The following is a 19,614-nucleotide window of genomic DNA, read 5'->3' as shown; positions in this document are numbered from 1 at the left end:
GTTTTCTCTGGACGGGGCTGTGACCTGCGGAAACGTCAGCCTTCAGTTGCCTGGCCTGGTGAAACACGCCTCCGTAGTTCTCGCATGTTCGCGCGGCTTCCCGTCCTCGTGTGTGCCGAATGTGTTCCGCAGGGACGCCTTCCGGGCACGGCGTCAGTCGCACGGGCAGTGGGCTGGAAGCGGTGCCTGCTCAGGCGGACCGACGGGTCCTAAAGCGGTTGGAGGCCACCGGCTTCCCCGGACGTCGGGTGGGCGGCACTGCCATGGTGCTCGGCCCATTCCTGATGCTGACCGGCGCGTTGGCACGCGCGAGCAAGTGGTCCACCGTATTGAGCCGCGCTGTGGCGAGGCTCAGGCGGGCGCTGCCGACGCCGGCCCGGCGTTCTCGACAGCGCCTGGAGCGCGGATCAGGACCCGGGCCGCTCTTGTCAGGCGCCGGCGCCGCCGTCGACCGGCAGGATCGCGCCGGTCACGTACGAGGCGCGGTCGCTGAGCAGCCAGGCGGCCGCCTCGGCAATCTGCCGGGGCTCGGCCATGTGACCGAGCGGGATCGTCGCGGTCATCTGCTCGACGATGCCGGGAGCCGCCTCTTCCCAGGTGTCGATCATCTCCGTGGAGGTGCCGCCGGGGGTGATGCCGTTGACCCGGATACGGTCACCGGCCCAGTTCACCGCGGCGGTCTCGGTAAGGCTGTTGAGCGCGCGCTTCATGGCGCCGTACGCGGGCAGGGCGGGGTTCGCGCGGCGGCTGCCTATGCTCGAGGTGTTGACGATCGCCCCGCCGCCGCCCCGCCGCATGAGCGCGGCCTCGGCGGTCATGGCGATCCAGTGCGAACGGAAGTTCACGGCGAACTGCTCGTCGATGTCCTCGTCGCTGGTGGTCTCGACCGGGCCGAACTGCTGCTGGGGGACCGCGCCGTTGTTGAAGGCGCCGTCGAGCCGTCCGTGCAGCTTTTCGACGTGGTCGACTGCGGCGCGGATGCTCGCCGGGTCGGCGAGGTCCATGGTGACGGCGTCGGCGACGCCGCCGTCGGCGCGGATCTCCTTCACGATGGTCTCGAGGGCGTCGGTGCTGCGGGCGGCGAGCACGACAGTGGCGCCCTCGGAGGCGAAGAGCCGGGCCGCGGCGGCCCCGATGCCGCGGCTGGCGCCGGTGATGAACAGGATCTTGCCGGTGAGCAGGCCGACGGGTGCGCTGTCGGTGGTGTTCGTGTTGTTCGTCATGACAGCAGCGTCCGGTCGGCTGCCGGCCGGATACAGGCACAGGCTGTACCAGGATCCGCGGCCGGGCGGCGCGCACACTGGGCGTATGGACAAGAAGGAGCTCGGGGCGTTCCTCCGCAGCCGCCGCGAGCGGCTCCGCCCGCAGGACGTCGGCCTCCCCTCCGGCCCGCGACGCCGCACACCAGGTCTTCGCCGCGAGGAGGTGGCGGTCCTCGCGCACATCTCCACGGAGTACTACATCCGGCTCGAGCAGGGCAGGGCGCCACGCCCCTCGGGCGACGTCCTGGCCGCGATCGCCGGCGCCCTGCGGCTCACCGACGCAGAGTCCGACCACCTCCACGTCCTCGCGGGCACCGCGCCGAACCGCACCGGACTGCACCGGCGCGACGTGCGCCCCAGCATCCTCGCGCTCCTGGAACGACTGCCGCAGACCGCCGGCTTCGTGATGTCCGCCGCGTTCGAGGTCCTCGCCTGGAACGACCTCGCGGCCGCCCTCATGGAGGACTTCGCCCCGCTCGCCCCCGAGGACCGCAACCTCGCCCGCCGGGCCTTCCCCGGACCACAGCCCGACGATACGGCGCTGTACGGACTCTCCGACGCCGCCGACTTCCGGCTGAGCGTCGTGATGCAGCTCCACACCACCCTCGCCCGCTACCCCACCGACCCCGCGGTGACCGGCCTCGTCGGCGAACTCCGCGATGTCAGCCCCGACTTCGCCCGCCTCTGGGAACGGCACGACGTACAGACCACGCCGATGCTCACGAAGACCTTCCGCCACCCGGCCGTCGGGGAGATCACCGTCGACTGCGACACGCTCACCCTCACCGACCGTGACCAGTACCTCGTCCTCTTCAGCGCGCCGTCGGGATCCCCCGGGGCCGACGCCCTGGCCCTGCTGAACGTCCTGGGAACACAGGCCAGTCACTCCATGCCGTAGCGCCACAGCCGGCCACCGCGAACACGATCGCCGACTGCGCGACATTCGGGAGTGTCCGAGCGGACCTGGGCGAAGAAGCCGAGCGGCGCGGACCGCTGCGGCCTGACCGCGCTGTTCTGGTCCAACGTCAACCCGTACGGCACCTTCCGCCTGGACATCGAGTACCGGACACGATGCAGGGCGTCGCTGATCTCACCGACCCCGGTGGAACGCGGCCGTATGGCGGGCGCTCGACCTGATGCGGGCCTACGTCGCCCGCGACGGCACCGCGAGCGACCGCATCCGCACCCTGGCCTTCTCCAGCGTCGCCCTCCAACTCGCCGCGGCCGACCAGCACTCCCGACGCGGTGGGCAGTTGGCAAAAGGGAACGGAATCGGCCCAGCCGAGGGCCGCCGGGTGCGATCGGCGGCGGCCCTCGGTTTCAAGGTGCTGTCTTGGCCGAATGACGGCCAGTGGGTCAGGCGTCGCTGGTGTCGGTCGGTGTCGACTCACCGAGCAGGGCGAGGGTCAGCACGTTGCCGGAGATGCCCCAGCCGCCGTCGGCGACCTCTTCGACCAGCACCATGGTGTTGGCGCGGGCGCGCTCGCCGTAGATCTCGACGTACAGCTCGGTGGTGCGGGTGACGATCTCCGCCTTCTGCTTCGGGGTGAGGGTCTTCTCGGGGACCTTGAAGTTCGCGAAAGGCATGGCTGGTTGTTCCTTCTCTCAGTGGGGCGTTACAGGGAGCTGCCTGTGGTGAGCAGGCTGTCCAGTCCGATGCGGCGGAAGAAGTCGGCGCGGACGCGGTGGGCGACCGCGGAGACGACTTCGCTGCCGTCTCGGCTGGGGTTCATGTGGGTGCGCAGCGGCTGAGTGCCATGCGCCATCGCGACCAGTCGCGCGACGGCTTCAGCGACCTCGGCCCCGTCGGCGTCCGGCAGGACGAGCGCCGCCAGACGCTGGCCCGGATCGTCCATCAGGGGTCGGTGACGGTCGGCCGTAGGCTCGGCACAATCACGGTCCGCCGGCGCGCGGGCGTTGGTGAAGTGGTTGGTGCCGGTGGTGAACGCGCCGGGCACCACGATCGCGGTGTCGATGCCGAGCGGGAGCACCTCGGCGGTGTGATGACGGCCAGGGCGTACATCGCTGCCTGGGCGGCGAAGTACGGGGTCAGGAACGGCGGGCAGCCGCCGCGGGAGCTGGAGCTGGAGCTGCCGATCCACATCCGCAGCCCCGAGCCCTGCTCGCGTAGCTGCGGTAGGCGGCGCGGTCGACGCGCTGCGTGCCCAGGACGTTCACGTCGTACGGGTCCGCGAGTTGCTCGGCGGTGAACGCCTCGGCGGCGCCCAGGACCATGTGTCCGGCGTTGTGTACGACCGCCTCCAGCCGGCCGCGCTCGGCGAGGATCCGGTCGACTGCGGCGTCGGCGGAGTCCTGGGAGGTGACGTCCAGCTCGGCGGCGTGCACGGCGACCTGGTGGTTCAGATGATTCCGCCGTTGGCGCGGACGACCTGTCCGTTGATCCAGTGGCCGGCCGGGGAGGCCAGGAACGCGACGACCTCGGCGATGTCGGCCGGGGTACCAAGTCGCTCCAGCGGGGGCTGGGCGGCCAGGCGGGCGATGGTCTCCTCGTCCTTGCCGTCCAGGAACAGGTCGGTGGCTGTGGGGCCGGGCGCGACGGCGTTGGCGGTGATGTCCCGGCCCCGCAACTCCCGGGCCAGGATCAGCGTCAGCGCCTCGACCGCACCCTTGCTGGCGGAGTACGCGCCGTAGTTCGGGAAGGCCAGCCCCACCACGGACGTGGAGAACGTCACGATCGCACCGCCGCGGCGCACCCGACGGGCCGCCTGCTGGACGACGACGAACGTGCCGCGAATGTTGGTGCGGTGCAGGTCGTCCAGGACGGCCAGGTCCAGCTCGGCGATCGGCGCCATGTGTGCCCGCCCGGCCGCGTGCACGACGACGTCGACACCGCCGAACTCCGCCTCGGCCGCGTCGAACAGAGCCTCGACGGCGTACTCGTCGGCGACGTCGGCGCGCACCGCAATCGCCCGGACGCCACCGGTGACGGCCTCCTTCACGGCTGCTTCGGCCTCGTCCTGGTTGCCGGCATAGCCGACCACGACGGCGTACCCGTCGGCGGCCAGCCGACCGACGGTCCGGCGGCCGATGCCGCGCGAGCCGCCGGTGACGATCGCGACACGGGGTGAGACGGAGGGCTGGCCCGGGGCAGCGAGCCCGTCGAGGGAAGTGGGGATAGGCATTACTGACTCCTGTGGTGAACGCGGGTCGGGCCGTGGTCTCGCCGTCGCCCTGCTGCGTCCTCAACGATCGGCCGGTCCCCCACCCCTAGCCAGGGCTGCGTTTACCCAGGGGATGCCACCCCCTGGCTACGGCTCGGCGCGCGAGCGACCATGAAGGGGTGAACCTTCCAGAACTCGGCGCCTTCCTCAGGACACGCCGCGACCGCATCCGCCCCGCCGAGGTCGGTCTCCCCCAAGGCCCGCGCCGGCGGGTCCCCGGGCTGCGCCGCGAGGAAGTCGCCCAGCTGGCAGGGCTGTCAGCCGACTACTACACCGAGTTGGAACGCGGCAGCGCGAAGAACGGCGTGCAGCCCTCGGCCCAGACCCTGGCCGCCCTCGCCCGAGCCCTGCGCCTGAACGGCGACGAGCGCGACCACCTGTTCCACCTGGCCGAACGGCCGATCCCCCCGTCGGCACACGGACCGTCGGCACATGTGCAGCCCGCGCTTCTCGGACTGTTGGACCGGCTGTCCAACACCCCCGCGCGCGTCATCACCGACCTGCACGAAACCCTGGTGGAGAACGACCTGGCCCGTAACCTGCTCGGCAGGTCCCCGGCACACCGCGGCCCGACGGCAAGCTTCGTGTACCGCTGGTTCAGCGATCCGCAGGCGCGCGAGAGGTACCCGACCGAGGACCACCCGCACCACTCCCGGGTGTTCGTGGCCGACCTCCAGGCAGCGGCCGCCCGCCGCGGCCGGGACGCGGAGGTCACCAAGCTGGTCGCCGTACTGCGCCGCCGCAGCCAGGAGTTCGCAGCCCTCTGGGACACCCACGACGTCGCGGTGCGCCGCAAGGACCACAAGAAGATCGTCCATCCCGCGCTCGGCATCATCGAACTCGACTGCTACAACCTGCTCAGTGAGGACGGACGCCAACGCCTGCTGTGGTTCACCGCGCCGCCCGGAAGCCGGGGAGCCGAGCAGCTGGAACTGCTCTCCGTCATAGGAACCCAGGACCTGAGCGTCACCGAGGGCACGGCACCCGGGGGGTTGTCCGCGGCGGAATCAGGAAGGCAGCGCTGACCCGCGCCCCCAGGACGCCAGGCGCTCCCCGATCAAGACGTGGCGGCCCTCTCCCAGCACAGGTGGTTTCCGGCCCGGGCCTCACGACGACGCACGTCCGCTTACGCAAACGGCCCCGGACGAGGAGTCCGAGGCCGATCAGGAGCCCTCCCTGGGGGATAAAACCCCAGGTCAGAGCGGCAAGGCGTTGTGCCCCCAGCAGGATTCGAACCTGCGGCACCCGCATTTGGAGTTCGATCACCAGGCAGGGAGTTCCCGGCGGCTCATGTGGGGGCGGGCCACGAACGGTCTCCACGGGGTGCCTACGTCTGCTGCCGTTGATGTCAGACGTGGATGCCAGCCAGCTCCGCCACGCTGGCAAGGATGGTGAAGGCGTTTGAAGTGAAGATATTGGCCCTTACGTACCAGTAGGTTACTCGCCAGATGGGTCTCGTCCGTCGTGAGGCTGACCATGACAGACCGGGCGGAGCGGCTCCGCTGTCAGCGGTTGCTCGTGGTGCCGATGTCGACGATGTGGTTGTACCGCTCCACCAGCACGAAAAGCTTGATCTTCTGCGTCGTCTCCCCGCTGCCGAAGGTCAGGGTGACGATGACCTCATGGCCGTTACCCACGGCGCCGTTGTCGGTCACCGTCCACTTCCGCGGGACGTTTTGGGCACGCAGGACACCGTCCGCTCCGTGCTTCTTCTCCCAGGCGGCCAGTCGCTTGGCGAAGTCGGGCGTCAGGTAGTGCTTGCGGAGCACCGTTTCCAGCGTGGCGTCGGGGTCGTCGTAGTCGCCGATCGCGTCGATGTACGCGCCGTAGAAGTCGGCGACCCGGGTCACCACTTGGCCGCTCGTGCCGCTGACCGACTGCAGTGCGGCGGTGGACGACTTTGCGGGGGCATGGACGGATGCCTGTGCCGACACCTGTGTCGACACACCGAGTCCGACAGTCAGGACGAGGCCGGCGGCGATGGCCGCGCGGCGGCCCGGACGACGGTGTGCGGAGGACTTCCTGTTCATGTGCATCTTCCTTTTCTGGTCCATATGTGGTTGCTCTCGGTCCGGGGCCGTCGTGTGGCTATCGCCTTTTGGGGTCGGCGGGCGCCGCCCCGGAGTCATGAACATCTGCTGCTGCGCGGACCCATTTCCCTCCCCCTGCCGCGGCTCGGGGCGCGATCGATAACACCAAGTCCTGCTGAATCGCGCCGAGTGACCCTGTCAGTGGTCGATTGGCCGCCCTCCTCACCCCCTATGGCGGAGGGCGGACCCGGTCATGCGGTCACCGGAGCTTGTCCACGGCCCGTGACGGCCGTCTTTGAAGGCCTTCACCGGCGCATGCCCGAAGTCGCCAGACGGGTGTCGAAGACGCCCCAGGAGATCACCGTGTGCAGGCCGTCGCCGTGCCCGACCTCCTCGACAGGCAGCGTGCCGTAGTCCTTCAGTGCGGCCTCGGTCTCCGGGCCGGCCTTCTCCATGCGTGCGCACAGGGCTTGATGTCGTTGCTCAGCCGCGAGAAGCGCCCCTTCGCCAGAGCCGTCCTGGACAACTGGACGCTGGCCTGACGGACGGTCGCTCCTGTCGAATTCGGTACGGAGCTCCCCATACCAGGTCCGGGCCGTCGCCGTCGCCGCCGACGCCATGCGCACCCAGCGGTCCCGTTCCACCGCCTCCGGTACGCAGGCGGTGTCCTTGCCGACCGTTCAGGACGAGCTTGGGTGCGACGGGAGATGGGCCGCCGCGAGGAAGCCGACGCCTTTGCCGCGACGTTTGCCAGTGTGGCGAGCGTCGTGCCGAGGGCGAGCCCGTGACGGCGAGTGCGAGGAGCGGGCCTGCTCGGGTGCGCTTGGGCATGGGTGTCCCCCGTGGATGAGTGCATGAGTGTCATTTGTCGCCCGCCGCCGGCTGGTCGGTCCGGTCCTGGTCGGTGCGACACCAAGAGCATCGGCCGTCACGGCGGCTCAGCGCAACGCCGGACGCCTGTCCGGCAACGGTGGAACCATCTCAGCCCATCTGACGTGCAGGTATATGGACCGCCTGGGATACGGGGACACGTCGGAGGACGGGGGGAACGGTGTCGACCGGGGACGACGTCGAGCAGTTCGCGGCGCTGCTGCGCCGGCTGAAGGACCGCACGGACCGGAGCTACGGCTCCCTGGCCCGCCGTCTCAACATGAACACCTCCACGCTGCACCGCTACTGCGCGGGCGAGGCGGTCCCGCAGGACTACGCCCCGGTGGAGCGCCTGGCCGCCTTCTGCGGGGCGACACCGGAGGAACGCCTCGATCTGCACCGCCTGTGGCTGCTCGCGGTGACGGCACGACAGCGGCCGAGGGCGGGTGAGGAGGCAGCGGAGCCGGCAAAGACCGAAGGGGCACTGAAGCCGACAGGGGACGAGCGGGCTTCGGGTCCGGACAGCCGGACGGTGGGGCGTGCAGGTGGCGGCACGCGCAGTGTGGGTGGCGGCGCCGACGGCATCGGTGGTGACGGGGGCGGCACGAGCGGTTCACCACCGCGACTCGATGCGGGCGCACCCGACGCCGCACTGGCTGCTCCCGACGCTCCCGGACCGGGCAGTCGCGAGTCGACGGCCCAGTGGGATGCGGTCCGCTCAACTGGACGGCCCTGGTACCGCCGTCGCCGCACCGTCGTCGGCACAGCCACGGCGACCGTACTGCTGGTGACGCTGGGCAGTATGTCGGCGCTGTCGGCCGACCGGTCTCACGACAACTCCGCCAAGGCCCCCGGTCAGTCCCGTAGGACAGGAACCGGTACGTCACACCACCCCTCGGCCACTGCGGCCGGCCCCTCCCGCAGCCGTTCGTCGGCCTCGCCCTCCGCAGGAGTACGGGCTTCAGGGAGCCCCGAGTCGAAGGGCGGACCGTCGGCGGGCACGACGAGCGACGCCCCCGTGCCAACCGGTGTGCCGCTCGCCTGGACCACCGACTCGCGGATCTGGGACGGCGGTTGCGGGTACGACTACGTCATCGGCAAGGAGCCGACCCAGGTGCCCCCGCCGCCGGTGGAGCAGGACGCCGAGGTGTGGGCGGCGACGCAGGGGGCGGTGCCGGGGCGGCAGACGATGGTGCAGATCTCGGTACAGGGAAAGTCGTCCACGGCCGTGGTCCTCACGGCCCTCCGGGTCCGTATCGTCAGCCGCGGCACCCCGGTCACCGGCAACGCGTACGCCATGGGCCAGGGCTGCGGCAGTGATCTGCCGCCCCGCAACTTCTCCGTGAACCTGGACGTCGGCCGCCCGATCGCCCACGCGCGCCCCGGCGACGACACCGGAAAGCCCGTCCCCGCGGTGCAGTTCCCCTACCGCGTCTCCGCCGAGGACCCGGAGGTGCTGCAGGTCACCGCGACGACCGAGGCCTACGACTGCAAGTGGTACCTGGAACTCGACTGGTCTTCCCAGGGTCGCACCGGCTCGGTCCGTATCGACGACCACGGCCGCCCGTTCCGCACCAGCAGCATCAAGGGCCTGTCCCACTACTGGTACGGCACGAACGACCACGGCGTGCGTCAGTGGGTACCCACTGACTCTTGAGGGAGCGTGGGAGCTGCTCCGTTGTCCTCGATCACTACGGCTCGGGTCCGGGCCTGGCGCACGGAGTGCCTGGCCCGGACCGGTGAGCCGACGGTGGTCAAGGCGTATCAGATTCTGCGGGCGATCCTGAACACGGCCGTTGATGATGAGCTGATCCTGCGCAACCCGTGCCGCATCAAGGGCGCCGACCGCTACGACGTGCCGGAACGCCCCGTCCAGGGTGGCCGGCTGCGGCGCAGCAACTTCCGCGACGAGACGACACGTGTGTGGCGCGGCCGTGTGCCCCCGGCAGGATTCGAACCTGCGACGCCCGCTTTAGGAGTTCGATCCGAGTGCGGTCCGGCTGGGGCCGTCGACTGGTGGGACAGTCGGACAGAGACGCTGGCGTACGTCCCTGTCCGGCGTCGTTGATGTCAGCCGTGGAGGTCAGAAGTCTTCCGATCCATTGGCGTGGCCTCTGCGCGGCTTACTCTTGATTGCCATGTACTTTGTATTGCAAAGTTAGATCCTGAGTGGGCGCCCATCTGGCGGTCCGCTCACGAGCGCTGCCAAAGCGCAGGCCACTAGGGGGACCAATGGGGACATCCGTACCGAGCAGCGCGGGATCGGAACCGAGGGGGGCCGCGGCCGCCTTGTTGGCTGCGACGGAAGGCCTCCGGGCGAGGACCCGCAGGCAGACCAACGGAGCATGGACTCTCCTTCTTGGCTTCGGGCTCCTTGCACTGGCGGCCGTTCCGGTCGCCCGGTACGCCTTCAACTTCGGAGCCCACGGGCGCTACATCGGGTCCTATCCGGCCTTTGCCTACGCGGAGCTGACCGGCCTGTGTGTCGTCCACGAACCGGGAACCCCCTGCTTGAAGGGCGAGTTCGACGGAGCCTTCCTGCGCTTCGCGGCATGGGGCGTGTGGTTCGCGCTCCTCCCCCTCGCATGGTTCGCCTTCGCCCGCTGGTACCGCCTGCGCGGCGAGGCCCGGGGCGTCGTTCCCCGGCGCGGCATGTGGGTCCGCGTGATCGTTGCAACCACCACCGTGATCACGACAGCTCTGGTGTTGTTGCTGTTCGGCAAGGACCAGCCGTGGGAGGCCGTACTGCTGGAGAACAGCTACGCCTCTCCGTGGTACCTGGTCGGCATCGGACTTATCGCCCTCGGCATCACTGAACGCAGTTGGATCGCCGCGGCGGCCGGCGCCGCTCACGCCCTGCTGCTCACGGGGTACCTGGGAGCCTCCTGGGGCAGTGGATGGCTTCCCTGGCAGCACCCCGCCCACCCCGGCTGGGCCGACGGACCGCAGGTCAAGGCCCTTCTGCTCGCTGCCGTCCTGCTCCTCGCCGGCCTGGGCGAGTGGACAGCGGCCCGCCGCCGGGGCGCGCCCGGTGTCGCAGTTGCGGGTACGGTCGTCTCATGAGCGTCGAAGACTCGACCGCTACGCAGGATGACCAAGAGGAACTGCATCCCACCCAGGCGCTGGACGACACCGTCCACCAGCGTGTGCGGCTCGGCGTCCTCACCGTTGCCCGCGAAGCCGACCGGGTCGAGTTCAGCTTCCTGAAGAAGCAACTGGCCGTCACCGACGGAAATCTCTCCCGGCACCTGAAGGTGCTGGAGGAGTCCGGAATGATCACCGTGGAGAAGGGCTACGCCGGTCGACGCCCCCGAACATGGGTAACCCTCACCCGTGAAGGTGCGCAGGCCCTTGACGCCGAACTCCGGGCTCTACGCGCACTCGTGCTACGCCTAGAGGCTCCCCGCCCCGGGCACGGCGCACCCGACGCATGATCACCGCTTTAGGAGCGAGGCTGGGGGATCGCAGGCGTGAAGTGGGAATCCCTGCCTCGGGAAGTCTGGGGCGGTACGCGCCCTGGCGAACTTCGATTCCCCGTGAGTCCCCCTCCGTTCTGGCACGGAAGTGGCACGCCCCCGCGGCCCAGTGAGGCACACAGGGGCGAGGCTGACGTCTCGATGGACGACGTGGCTCGTTACCGCGACACCGGCAGCGGGGCCCACCGGTTGACCGGCCATGCGACGACGAAAGCCCGGCCGATGACTTGGTCCTCGTCGATCGTGCCACCGCCAGGCTGGTCCTGGTGGTACCGGGAGTCTTGAGAGTCCTGGCGGTGGTCACCCATCACCCAGATCCTCCCTTTCGGCACCTTGATCGGTCCGAACGGGTTGTCCCCGCAAGGGGTGTTGCCTGGGTAGATGGACGGTTCGTCCATCGCCTTCCCGTTGACCTTCACCGGACCGCTTCCCGAGCATTCCACGGTGTCGCCACCTACTGCGATCACCCGCTTGATCAGGTCCTTCTCATCCGCCGACGGCGTCAGGCCGACGAAGCTGAGCACCTTCTGCACCGCGTTCGGCTCCTCGGCCTTCTCAGGGAGCCAGCCCCCCGGGTCGTGGAAGACCACGACCTCTCCGCGCTGCGGCTTGGATCCGAACCACGGCGTCAGCTTGTCGACCAGCACGCGGTCGCCAGGCTGCAACGTGTTCTGCATCGAGTCGGACGGGATCGAGAATGCCTGCACGAGGAACGTCTTGATGAGCAGCGCAAGCACCAACGCGATGCCGATGAGAATCGGCAACTCCTTCCAGAACGAGCGCGTTTTCCGCCGCCGCTCACCCGTCGTTCCGTCGTCGGTTTCGTCGCCCCCGGATCTCGACCGTTCGCCAGCGACAAGATCTTTCACAACCACGCCTCCCCCTGCGCCCGGCCCGAGCGCACCGTGTCCGAAGTAGTTCCTTGTGTGCAGAGCACCGGGCCCACCACAGTCACAACGAGCGGGAGTTCCCGACGGCCGGAGCTCTCAACCTGGCTCTGCGCTGGGCATGGCCCTCCCGCACCTCAACCCTCCTCACGGCCGCCGGAGTCGCGCCCCGCGTGGTGATGGAGATCCTGGGCCACTCCCAGATCAGCATCACCATGGATGTGTACGTGCACGTCGTGCAGGACACCCAGCGCGAGGCCATGAGCCACATGGACCGCCTGCTGCGGAGGCGCCCCGGTCGCCAGTGATCAGCGGCGACCGCCCCCGTTGATGTCAAAAGTGGATGACAAAGGCCCCGGACCATGATCGGTCCGGGGCCTTTTGCCTGGTGCCCCCGGCAGGATTCGAACCTGCGACACCCGCTTTAGGAGAGAGTCTATTGATCACCCTGTCTGTCCTGACCTTTCCTTGGCTTCATCGTTCCTGCTGGTCAGCGCGGCGGAGTCTTCCGGCTTCTTCCGGTCCTTCCCTACCTTTACTCGGCCTTCCGTTCACGGCACGGTGGCTGTGGCGGTGGGCGGCACCAACGGCCTGCCCGTCCATGGCATCGGTGGTGTCGTCCTCAATCTGACAACCACTGACCAGCAGGCGACCGGCTATCTACGTGCCTGGCCCACCGGACAGCCCGCTCCAGACACGTCGGTGGGCAATTTCCAGCCGGGCTCGTCGCGAGCCGATCTCGCCATCCTCCAGCCTGGAACCTCGGGCAAGATCAATGTGTACAACAGCAGTTCGGGCACGGTCGATCTGATCGTCGATCTGGAGGGCTGGTTCTCGGCGATCGAACCGTCCATCCCGACGGACCTGGCGACGACCGGAACGGATACCACGACCCCGATGGTGTCGGGAGTGGTCTACGGTCCGACCGGCGACTCGGTAACCGGCGAGATCTTCGTCCAGGACGCGTCCGGCAACCCGGTCGGCGAAACGCCGACCGCGATCGGGACCGTGCCGTCCGGTGAGCGGGTCACCTTCATGATCCCCGAGGGAACACTGACAGCCGGCCAGACCTACAGCTGGTACATGCTCGCCTGCTACGCCTCTCTCTGCTCCGCGCCCAGTTCCACCCAGAACCTCACCTTCACCGGGCCCTCCTCCGACTCGGGCTCAGGCTCCGTGCCGGCCAACGCCGTCACCGCCACGCTCCCTGCCTCGGGCATCACCACCGAGGACGCCATCACCGACGCGACCGGCTGCGCTGGGGCCGCCTGCGCTGTGAACACCGCTACGACCACCTTGAAGGTCGGCGGCGACGGGACCAACCACTGGGCGTCGGCGATCAAGGCTGATCTCTCCGCCATTCCGGCGGGTTCCACCGTCTACAGCGCCACCCTGTTCCTCACGCAACAGGGCTGCCTCGGCGGATGCACCAGCGACACCCTTGATGTCGAGCAGGCGGACGGGGACGTGACCGCGCAGACGACGGGGGCCGGACTACTGGCCCAGGAGGACACATCCGGTCCCATCGCCTCGGGAACGGAGGCCAGCGCCTCTTATGACGTCACCCCCCTGGTGGCGAGCTGGCTGAGCGGTGGCTTGCCCAACGACGGACTCCTCCTTCAGGCCGACGACCAGTCCACGGCCACCACCGGCACCGTCTACTACTCCTCAGCCAGCACGGTCCCCAGCGCCGAACAGCCGACGATCAGCGTCGTGTACACGCCTCCGACCGCTCCCAGCGCCCCGACTAACGCCACCGCGACGCCTGGCGACGGCGGAGCCGTCCTCACCTGGTCACCGCCGACCGACAGCGGTTACGTCGACGCCACCGGCGACGGCATCTCCTACACGGTCAAAGCCCTCGCCCCCGGCCGGTTGCCGCGTACGCCACGAGCGCGCCCCACGTGAACAGGTCGCTCTCCGGTCCCGCCACGCCGCTGCGGTACTGCTCGGGGCTGAGCCAGCCCGGTGTGCCGGTCAGCATGCCGGTCCGGGTCACGCTGGTGCCGTCGGTGGCGTGCGCGATGCCGAAGTCCAGGACGCGCGGGCCGGCCGGGGCCAGCAGCACGTTCTGCGGCTTCACGTCACGGTGCACCACCCCGGCCGCGTATCGCCGCGAGGGCCTGGGCGGTGCCGGTGGCGAAGGCATACAACGTGGCGCCCGCGAGCGGGCCATGGGCGGCCAGGTGCTGGGCCAGGGTCGGGCCCGGGACGTAGGGGGTTGCCAGCCAGGGAGCGTCGGCGTCGGGGCCGAACACCATACACATGTCCTGGGGGAGCGGTTCGAGGACCTGCCGGGCTTCGACGGCTCGGCCCTGGGCGAGCAGCAGCATCCCGATGTCGTGCTGCAGTTCCACGGCCTCCTCGCTCATGTCGCTGTCGACGGTCCTTACGACGTTCAGCACGTCCTGGAGCTCGGCGAGCGCGTCGGTGACCTGGCCGAGTTCGGCGCGGCACCGGGCTTCCTGGGCGCGGCAGGCGCGGGCCTGCTCGCCGGTGGGTCCGGCGATGCGGGCGTACGCGTCGGCGAGGGCGTCGAACTCGGGCAGGGCGGCCCCGTAGTCGCGACCTTTCGCACGCGTCGGAGCGGGCAACGTCGTCTGGCTGTGGAATCCGAACGTGATGCGGGACGCGCCCGCGGTGTCGCTGCAGGAGCTGTACCCCGGGACGCGTATGTCGACCTGATGGGGATGACGGGTTATCAGGACGACGAGTCCACGGCGGGTGCGGTGTTCGACGCGACACTCGCGCGGCTGCGCGGGCTGACCGGTCGCCCGGTGGTGATCGCGGAGACCGGGGCCCGGCCGGGCCGGAAGAAGGCGGCCTGGATAGCCACCTTCTTCCGGTGGTTCGTCGCGCACCGGGAGGTGATCGGCTTCGTGTGGTTCGAGCGCAGCCGTGCCGACGGCGGTCACCAGGACTGGCGCTTCACCCAGACCCCGGGGACCCCCCGTGCCTTCGTCGGAGGGCTGGACACCGTACGGCTGGCGAGGATCAGCCGGTCGTAGTGGTGGTGGAGGCCGTCGGTGTCGCCGACGTCGACAGGTCCGCCGACCCGGTCAGGTCGATGTCCGCGAGCCCGCGCCGGAACGCCCTGAGCGTCGCCGCGTTCTCGGTGAAGCGCCAGTCCGCGCCGCCGCCCTGTTCCCGGTCGCGTTCGAACCAGATGAAGCCGATGACGTCGTCCTGCTCGCTCTTCCCGAGCCACTTGAAGAAGTCGCTGATCCACGCCGCCTTCGACGTGCCGGGCTGCGCGCCGGCCTCGGTGATGACGATGGGGCGGTCGGTGAGCTTGCGCAGCTTCTTCAGCGTCGGGTCGAAGACGGCGGCCGCGGTCTTCTCGTGCACGGCGTAGCCGACCACGCCGACCCAGTCGGTGTAGTCGTCGCCGGGATACAGCTCGGCCAGACTCACCTTGGGCACCGGGCGCAGGATGTTGGGGCTCCACAACCAGATGACGTTGTCGGCGTCGGCCTGCTCGAAGAGGTCGTGGACGTGCCGCCAGGCCTTGACGTAGTCGCCCTTGTGGTTGCCGCTGCGCCGCTCCGACCAGGGGTACCAGGCGCCGTTCATCTCGTGCGCGAAGCGGATCACCACGGGCCACCTGTGGCCGGCGACGGCTTTTGCGAAGCGCGTGACGTACGCGTCGTACGTGCCGTCGGCGATCTTTGAGAGTGCGTACTTCGGCTGGTCGGTGCCGTGCTTCCGGTCGGCCCAGGGCTGCCAGGAGATCACCGGGAGCATGCCCTGCCGGTAGGACGCGTCGACGGCGGTGGGGTCGAAGTCCTCGTTCCAGTTGACGAAGTACTCGGACATGGTCGGCCGCTGCCCGGCCGCCTTAGCCAGGGTGTCGGTCCTCTTGGACGACCAGGGGATCTGGGTGCTGCTGAGCCCGAAGTACTTGCCTTCGGGAGCGGTGAAGGAAGCTTTCTCCGGGACGGCGGTGCGGTCGGCGGACGCCCCGGACGTGATCCGGTCCTTGATGCCGGGCTCGGCGGCGGGGACACCGAGGCCCTGGTAGACCGGCTCGGAGCTGGAGTTGGCGAGGAGGTAGACGCCGTAGCTGAGCAGCGACAGCACGACGACGTTGACGGCCATCCACAGCCGCAGCCGGACACCGCTGCCGCGGTTCCACCAGTGCAGGCGCTTGGCGCGGGACCGGCCGGAGGACTTGCCTGCCTCAGACACTCATCATCACCGATCCGAAGAGCAGGGCGGCGCCCAGCAGGTAGGGGACCACGACGAGGGGGCTGCGGGTGCGTTCGCCGGCGAAGCTGTCGGCGCGGGTTCCCCAGCTCGCGTTGTGGGCCATGCGGAAGAAGCCGAGAAGGCGTACCGGGAGCAGGAGCAGCGTGTTGATGATCATGAAGACCGGCAGGAAGACCATGTCCTTGGGCCGGTAGGCGAAGTGGCGGCCGAAGCGGATGGCCATGGAGATCAGGGACATGAGGGCGGCCAGGCCGAGGACGAACACCAGCGCGTGCCACGGGGTGTGCGGCAGCGGCAGCTGGTTGTAGATACCGGGCTTGTCGCGCCGCCAGGCGGCGACGGCCCAGGACGCGAAGGTGCCGAGCAGGACGAAGGGCACCAGGATGTCGGCGATGTAGAACAGCCAGAGCATCTTCGCGTGGCGCAGCATCCACCAGAACATCCGCAGGGTGTTGTACTGCGAGCCGCGCGCCCAGCGGTACTGCTGCTTGGCGAGCTTCCGCAGCTCCAGCGGGGCGTCGGTGTAGACCAGCGAGGTGGACTGGTAGACGCTCTTGTACCCGGCCTTGAGGGTGTAGTTGGTCAGTGTCCGGTCGTCGCTGACCTCCAGGAAGACGCCGAGGAACTTCTCGTTGAGGAAGTCCTCCATGCAGTCCTCCAGGATGCTCCGGCGGAAGGCGATGGTCCGGCCGGGCAGGCAGCCCACCGTGCCGACCACGCTCATCGCGGGCATCGAGTAGTGGCAGCGGACGCTCTCCAGCCAGTCGGCCCAGCGGGTGAGTACCGACCGCCCGGGGGCGAGGATCCGCTGTCGGGTGGTGACGCCGCCGACCTCAGGATCGCGGAAGGGCTTCACCAGTTCGGCCAGGGTGTCCGTGGTCCAGATGGTGTCCGAGTCGACGAGTACGGCGATCTCGCCGGTCGCATCCTCCAGGCCGACGCGCAGCGCGTTGCGCTTGCCGGGTGTCTCGGTCCAGCGCCAGTCGACACCCATGTCGGTGCAGATGTCCTCCAGAACCGGGTTGCGTCGGCCGTTGATGACGACGATGACCTCGGTCGGCTGCTGCTCGGTTATTCGCTGGAGTACGGAACGGAAAAGGTCTTCCGGCTCGTCGACGACGGGAATGATGACCGAGGTCGTCGTCGGCCAGGGTCGCTTCCACGGTTTGTAGCGGCGGGCCAGCAGAATGCGGATGATCCAGAGCGACCAGACCATGGTCATGAAAACGGCGAACGGGTAGACGACTCCGTTGTTCCGCCATTCTCTCAATTCCAGCAGATACGCAAGCATGACCTTCCCTGAGCCGTGGAATCGGAGATTCAGGCACGGAAGGTCGTGTGCCGGCAGGCCGTGCCGACTGCTCCGCCGGGCCTGTGCGGCCCCCGGCGCCCTCCTACCCCTGGTGTTGGCGACATCGACACTGATCTCGCCAACTGGCCGGAAACTAGCAGGAGTTACAGTGTGCTAAATCATGAAAAAAACCTCAAAACAGCACATCAAGATCGTTCGTTATTCAACGGAGATGTGAAAGATGTGTGAGGGTTACACGTTCAAAGCGCGAAAGATCACACTCGTGTGACGTTTGCGTGACATGGGTCGACGCGGTCGACCCGCTCTCTTCCCCGGGTTATGGTTCCGCTCTCCATAGACCTCCAAAGGGGTCACTGAGCACCATGTGCGGAAGGCGATTCAGTGTCTGCCCGTGTGACAGTCATCGGCACCGGATATCTCGGTGCCACGCATGCTGCCTGTATGGCGGAAATAGGCCACGAGGTTCTCGGGCTCGACGTCGATCCGGACAAGATCGCCGCATTGCGATCCGGCCGGGTCCCTTTCTATGAACCCGGCCTGGAAGAGCTTCTGGCCAGACACGTGGCCAGCGGGCGGCTGCGCTTCACCACCTCTTACGAGGAAGTCGCCGAATTCGGCGAAGTCCACTTTTCCTGCGTCGGCACCCCGCAGTCGCCCGGTGGCAACGCGGCGGACCTGCGCTACGTCGACGCCGTCATCGAGCACCTGGCCCCGCTTCTGGGCGGCCGGAACGCGCTCGTCGTCGGCAAGTCCACCGTTCCGGTCGGCACCGCCGAGCGACTCGCGGCGATGCTGCCCGAGGACGCCGAACTCGCCTGGAACCCCGAGTTCCTCCGGGAGGGCTTCGCCGTCGAGGACACCCTGCGGCCGGACCGGCTGGTCTTCGGCGTGCGATCGACGGCGGCGGAGGCGCGCCTGCGCGCGGTCTACGCCCCCGTCATCTCGAACGGAACTCCGGTCGTCGTCACCGACTTCCCGACGGCGGAGCTGGTGAAGACCTCGGCCAACGCATTCCTGGCCACCAAGATCTCCTTCATCAACGCCATGGCCGAGGTCTGCGAGGCCGCCGGCGCCGACGTCAGCCTCCTCGCCGAGGCCCTGTCCCACGACACCCGCATCGGCGGCCGCTTCCTGCGCGCCGGAGTCGGATTCGGCGGAGGCTGCCTGCCCAAGGACATCCGCGCCTTCATGGCTCGAGCGGGAGAGCTGGGCGTGGACCAGGCACTGACCTTCCTCCGCGAGGTCGACCACATCAACATGCGCCGCCGCAGCCGGGTCGTGGACCTGGCACGCGAAGCGGCCGGGGGCAGCTTCCTCGGCCGCCGGATCGCCGTCCTGGGCGCTGCCTTCAAGCCCGACTCCGACGACATACGGGACTCCCCGGCCCTCAACGTGGCCGCGCAGATACAGCTCCAGGGCGGCAATGTCAGCGTCTACGACCCCAAGGCCATGGACAACGCTCGCAAGGCGTTCCCGACCCTGGCCTACGCGACCTCCGCCGAGGACGCCCTGTGTCAGGCCGACGTCGTCCTCCACCTCACCGAGTGGCAGGAGTTCCGGGACCTGGACCCCGCCGTAGTGCGGGACATGGTGGCGCGGCCGTACGTCATCGACGGCCGCAACGCCCTCGACGACGGACGGTGGCGCGCGGCGGGATGGACGTACCGCGCGCTCGGCCGGCCCTGAACGCAGCCGACGCGCCGCATGTGTGCGCCGCCCTGAACGGCCCCGGGGTGCTCATCCCCCCTCCCGCGCCCCGGGGCGCTGTTGTTCCCGAACACTGCCGAGAAGTTCAGGAAGCACACCGCCCGTACGGGGGCGCGCTGGACCGAGCTCGGCATCGCGGTCGGCCTGTCGGCCGTCGCCGCCGCGTCCGGCGCTCGTCTGGACGGCTCCGCCGGGCCGTCCTCGGCAGGGTCCACCTTGGGGCGATCAACCCGGCCCGTACGCCGCCACCGCTGATCCCCACCGCGCGACTGGAAGCCTGACACCGCGCGGCGCCTGCGGCCGGTCCGGCCGGGCGCGACCGCCGTGGGTCAGCGGCTCGTACCGGGATCTGCTTCCCTGGCCGGTCGTATCAGCGGGGAGGCGCTTTCTAGCATGTGCGACGATCACGGGCACTCGGCGGCCGAAGCGGCGTGGTCACGAGGACGGGCAGCCGGTTGTGGATCATCTTGGGCAGCACGATGGGCCTGGTCGTCTCTCAGCCGCTCAGGCCGATGGTGTGGGCGGCCTCGGTCTGCCCGTGGCCCAGACCGAGGCCGCCGGCCAGGAAGACTTCTGCGGTGGCGGCCCAGCTGCACAGGGTGACCAGTCGAAGGTCAACCGCTCCCAGTACCAGCGGGGAGGGTCCCGACCAAGCCCCGTCAGGCCATTTCGGCTGCGC

Annotated in this window: 17 protein-coding genes, 1 tRNA gene and 5 pseudogenes; 10 read left to right on the top strand and 13 right to left on the bottom strand. The window is 69.1% G+C overall.

Annotated elements, in window-relative coordinates; translation table 11 throughout:
* Positions 1–428: 428 nt before the first annotated feature.
* Positions 429–1,223 (bottom strand): SDR family NAD(P)-dependent oxidoreductase, encoded by a 795-nt coding sequence (locus tag ACFY0P_RS36245; RefSeq protein WP_388923057.1) that lies wholly within the window; start codon positions 1,221–1,223, stop codon positions 429–431.
* 85 nt (positions 1,224–1,308) lie between these two features.
* Between ACFY0P_RS36245 and ACFY0P_RS36240 the strand changes: the two genes are divergently transcribed.
* Positions 1,309–2,160 carry a helix-turn-helix transcriptional regulator gene (locus tag ACFY0P_RS36240; RefSeq protein ID WP_388923054.1) on the top strand — a complete coding sequence of 284 codons (852 nt, stop codon included), beginning with the start codon at positions 1,309–1,311 and terminating at the stop codon, positions 2,158–2,160.
* A gap of 458 nt (positions 2,161–2,618) precedes the next feature.
* Here the strand turns inward: ACFY0P_RS36240 and ACFY0P_RS36235 are convergent, their stop codons facing one another.
* Genes ACFY0P_RS36235 through ACFY0P_RS36220 form a run of 4 tightly spaced genes read right to left on the bottom strand, consistent with a single transcriptional unit; the run spans position 2,619 to position 4,405 of the window.
* Entirely contained in the window at positions 2,619–2,849 is a 231-nt protein-coding gene (locus ACFY0P_RS36235; protein ID WP_388923051.1) for a tautomerase family protein, read from the bottom strand.
* A 29-nt stretch (positions 2,850–2,878) separates the two neighbouring features.
* A complete protein-coding gene (locus tag ACFY0P_RS36230) occupies positions 2,879–3,253 on the bottom strand; it encodes a hypothetical protein (protein ID WP_388923048.1) in 375 nt (124 codons plus the stop codon).
* 58 nt (positions 3,254–3,311) lie between these two features.
* Positions 3,312–3,608, bottom strand: a complete 297-nt coding sequence (locus ACFY0P_RS36225) for an SDR family NAD(P)-dependent oxidoreductase (RefSeq protein ID WP_388923045.1) — start codon at positions 3,606–3,608, stop codon at positions 3,312–3,314.
* A 14-nt stretch (positions 3,609–3,622) separates the two neighbouring features.
* Positions 3,623–4,405, bottom strand: a complete 783-nt coding sequence (locus tag ACFY0P_RS36220) for an SDR family oxidoreductase (protein WP_388923042.1) — start codon at positions 4,403–4,405, stop codon at positions 3,623–3,625.
* 158 nt (positions 4,406–4,563) lie between these two features.
* Here ACFY0P_RS36220 and ACFY0P_RS36215 point away from each other — a divergent pair, with 158 nt between their 5' ends.
* Positions 4,564–5,469, top strand: coding sequence for a helix-turn-helix domain-containing protein (locus tag ACFY0P_RS36215; protein WP_388923039.1), 906 nt, complete (start codon positions 4,564–4,566; stop codon positions 5,467–5,469).
* A 190-nt stretch (positions 5,470–5,659) separates the two neighbouring features.
* Here the strand turns inward: ACFY0P_RS36215 and ACFY0P_RS36210 are convergent.
* The 3 genes from ACFY0P_RS36210 to ACFY0P_RS36200 form a co-directional block, all read right to left on the bottom strand.
* Positions 5,660–5,744: transfer RNA gene (locus tag ACFY0P_RS36210), tRNA-OTHER, on the bottom strand.
* 205 nt (positions 5,745–5,949) lie between these two features.
* Entirely contained in the window at positions 5,950–6,474 is a 525-nt protein-coding gene (locus ACFY0P_RS36205; RefSeq protein WP_388923036.1) for a hypothetical protein, read from the bottom strand.
* 305 nt (positions 6,475–6,779) lie between these two features.
* Positions 6,780–6,929 carry a hypothetical protein gene (locus tag ACFY0P_RS36200; RefSeq protein ID WP_388923033.1) on the bottom strand — a complete coding sequence of 50 codons (150 nt, stop codon included), beginning with the start codon at positions 6,927–6,929 and terminating at the stop codon, positions 6,780–6,782.
* A 596-nt stretch (positions 6,930–7,525) separates the two neighbouring features.
* On the opposite strand from ACFY0P_RS36200, the gene ACFY0P_RS36195 reads away from it, so the two are divergent.
* From ACFY0P_RS36195 to ACFY0P_RS36180, 4 genes and pseudogenes are all read left to right on the top strand, one after another.
* On the top strand, positions 7,526–9,001 hold the full coding sequence (locus ACFY0P_RS36195; RefSeq protein ID WP_388923031.1) for a helix-turn-helix domain-containing protein: 1,476 nt from the start codon (positions 7,526–7,528) through the stop codon (positions 8,999–9,001).
* 30 nt (positions 9,002–9,031) lie between these two features.
* A pseudogene (locus ACFY0P_RS36190) lies at positions 9,032–9,217 on the top strand (site-specific integrase); the annotation flags it as partial.
* 638 nt (positions 9,218–9,855) lie between these two features.
* Entirely contained in the window at positions 9,856–10,407 is a 552-nt protein-coding gene (locus tag ACFY0P_RS36185; RefSeq protein WP_388923028.1) for a hypothetical protein, read from the top strand.
* Positions 10,404–10,778 carry a winged helix-turn-helix domain-containing protein gene (locus tag ACFY0P_RS36180; protein WP_388923025.1) on the top strand — a complete coding sequence of 125 codons (375 nt, stop codon included), beginning with the start codon at positions 10,404–10,406 and terminating at the stop codon, positions 10,776–10,778. Before ACFY0P_RS36185 ends, ACFY0P_RS36180 begins: the two co-directional genes overlap by 4 nt.
* 209 nt (positions 10,779–10,987) lie before the next feature.
* On the opposite strand, the pseudogene lepB reads toward ACFY0P_RS36180, so the two are convergent.
* Positions 10,988–11,695, bottom strand: a pseudogene (gene lepB / locus ACFY0P_RS36175) (signal peptidase I); the annotation flags it as partial.
* Between the two features lie 146 nt (positions 11,696–11,841).
* Here lepB and ACFY0P_RS36170 point away from each other — a divergent pair.
* Positions 11,842–12,015: pseudogene (locus ACFY0P_RS36170) on the top strand (site-specific integrase); the annotation flags it as partial.
* A 589-nt stretch (positions 12,016–12,604) separates the two neighbouring features.
* Positions 12,605–13,615, top strand: a complete 1,011-nt coding sequence (locus ACFY0P_RS36165; RefSeq protein WP_388923232.1) for a DNRLRE domain-containing protein — start codon at positions 12,605–12,607, stop codon at positions 13,613–13,615.
* Here the strand turns inward: ACFY0P_RS36165 and ACFY0P_RS36160 are convergent.
* Both ACFY0P_RS36160 and ACFY0P_RS36155 read right to left on the bottom strand, forming a co-directional pair.
* A pseudogene (locus tag ACFY0P_RS36160) lies at positions 13,575–13,956 on the bottom strand (protein kinase); the annotation flags it as partial. The gene ACFY0P_RS36165 and the pseudogene ACFY0P_RS36160 overlap by 41 nt on opposite strands.
* Positions 13,951–14,280 (bottom strand): annotated as a pseudogene (locus ACFY0P_RS36155) (serine/threonine protein kinase); the annotation flags it as partial. The pseudogenes ACFY0P_RS36160 and ACFY0P_RS36155, both read right to left, overlap by 6 nt.
* A gap of 117 nt (positions 14,281–14,397) precedes the next feature.
* On the opposite strand from ACFY0P_RS36155, the gene ACFY0P_RS36150 reads away from it, so the two are divergent.
* A complete protein-coding gene (locus ACFY0P_RS36150; RefSeq protein ID WP_388923022.1) occupies positions 14,398–14,715 on the top strand; it encodes a hypothetical protein in 318 nt (105 codons plus the stop codon).
* Here the strand turns inward: ACFY0P_RS36150 and ACFY0P_RS36145 are convergent.
* On the bottom strand, positions 14,702–15,895 hold the full coding sequence (locus ACFY0P_RS36145; protein ID WP_388923019.1) for a glycoside hydrolase family 26 protein: 1,194 nt from the start codon (positions 15,893–15,895) through the stop codon (positions 14,702–14,704). The two genes, ACFY0P_RS36150 and ACFY0P_RS36145, sit on opposite strands and share 14 nt — an antisense overlap.
* Positions 15,888–17,207: a glycosyltransferase family 2 protein gene (locus tag ACFY0P_RS36140; RefSeq protein ID WP_388923016.1), complete on the bottom strand. Its 1,320-nt coding sequence runs from the start codon at positions 17,205–17,207 to the stop codon at positions 15,888–15,890. Before ACFY0P_RS36140 ends, ACFY0P_RS36145 begins: the two co-directional genes overlap by 8 nt.
* Before the next feature lie 402 nt (positions 17,208–17,609).
* On the opposite strand from ACFY0P_RS36140, the gene ACFY0P_RS36135 reads away from it, so the two are divergent.
* On the top strand, positions 17,610–18,914 hold the full coding sequence (locus ACFY0P_RS36135) for a UDP-glucose dehydrogenase family protein (protein WP_388923013.1): 1,305 nt from the start codon (positions 17,610–17,612) through the stop codon (positions 18,912–18,914).
* Positions 18,915–19,614 lie beyond the last annotated feature (700 nt).

The sequence above is a fragment of the Streptomyces sp. NPDC001714 genome (genome assembly GCF_042892755.1).
Classification (GTDB): Bacteria; Actinomycetota; Actinomycetes; order Streptomycetales; family Streptomycetaceae; genus Streptomyces.
This window is presented reverse-complemented; position numbering and strand designations above follow the sequence as displayed.

Coding starts and splice junctions, on each gene's coding strand:
- ACFY0P_RS36245 (WP_388923057.1), bottom strand. CDS start 1,223: ATGACGAACAACACGAACACCACCGACAGCGCACCCGTCGGCCTGCTC.
- ACFY0P_RS36240 (WP_388923054.1), top strand. CDS start 1,309: ATGGACAAGAAGGAGCTCGGGGCGTTCCTCCGCAGCCGCCGCGAGCGG.
- ACFY0P_RS36235 (WP_388923051.1), bottom strand. CDS start 2,849: ATGCCTTTCGCGAACTTCAAGGTCCCCGAGAAGACCCTCACCCCGAAG.
- ACFY0P_RS36220 (WP_388923042.1), bottom strand. CDS start 4,405: ATGCCTATCCCCACTTCCCTCGACGGGCTCGCTGCCCCGGGCCAGCCC.
- ACFY0P_RS36205 (WP_388923036.1), bottom strand. CDS start 6,474: ATGAACAGGAAGTCCTCCGCACACCGTCGTCCGGGCCGCCGCGCGGCC.
- ACFY0P_RS36200 (WP_388923033.1), bottom strand. CDS start 6,929: ATGGAGAAGGCCGGCCCGGAGACCGAGGCCGCACTGAAGGACTACGGC.
- ACFY0P_RS36180 (WP_388923025.1), top strand. CDS start 10,404: ATGAGCGTCGAAGACTCGACCGCTACGCAGGATGACCAAGAGGAACTG.
- ACFY0P_RS36165 (WP_388923232.1), top strand. CDS start 12,605: ATGGTGTCGGGAGTGGTCTACGGTCCGACCGGCGACTCGGTAACCGGC.
- ACFY0P_RS36150 (WP_388923022.1), top strand. CDS start 14,398: ATGACGGGTTATCAGGACGACGAGTCCACGGCGGGTGCGGTGTTCGAC.
- ACFY0P_RS36140 (WP_388923016.1), bottom strand. CDS start 17,207: ATGCTTGCGTATCTGCTGGAATTGAGAGAATGGCGGAACAACGGAGTC.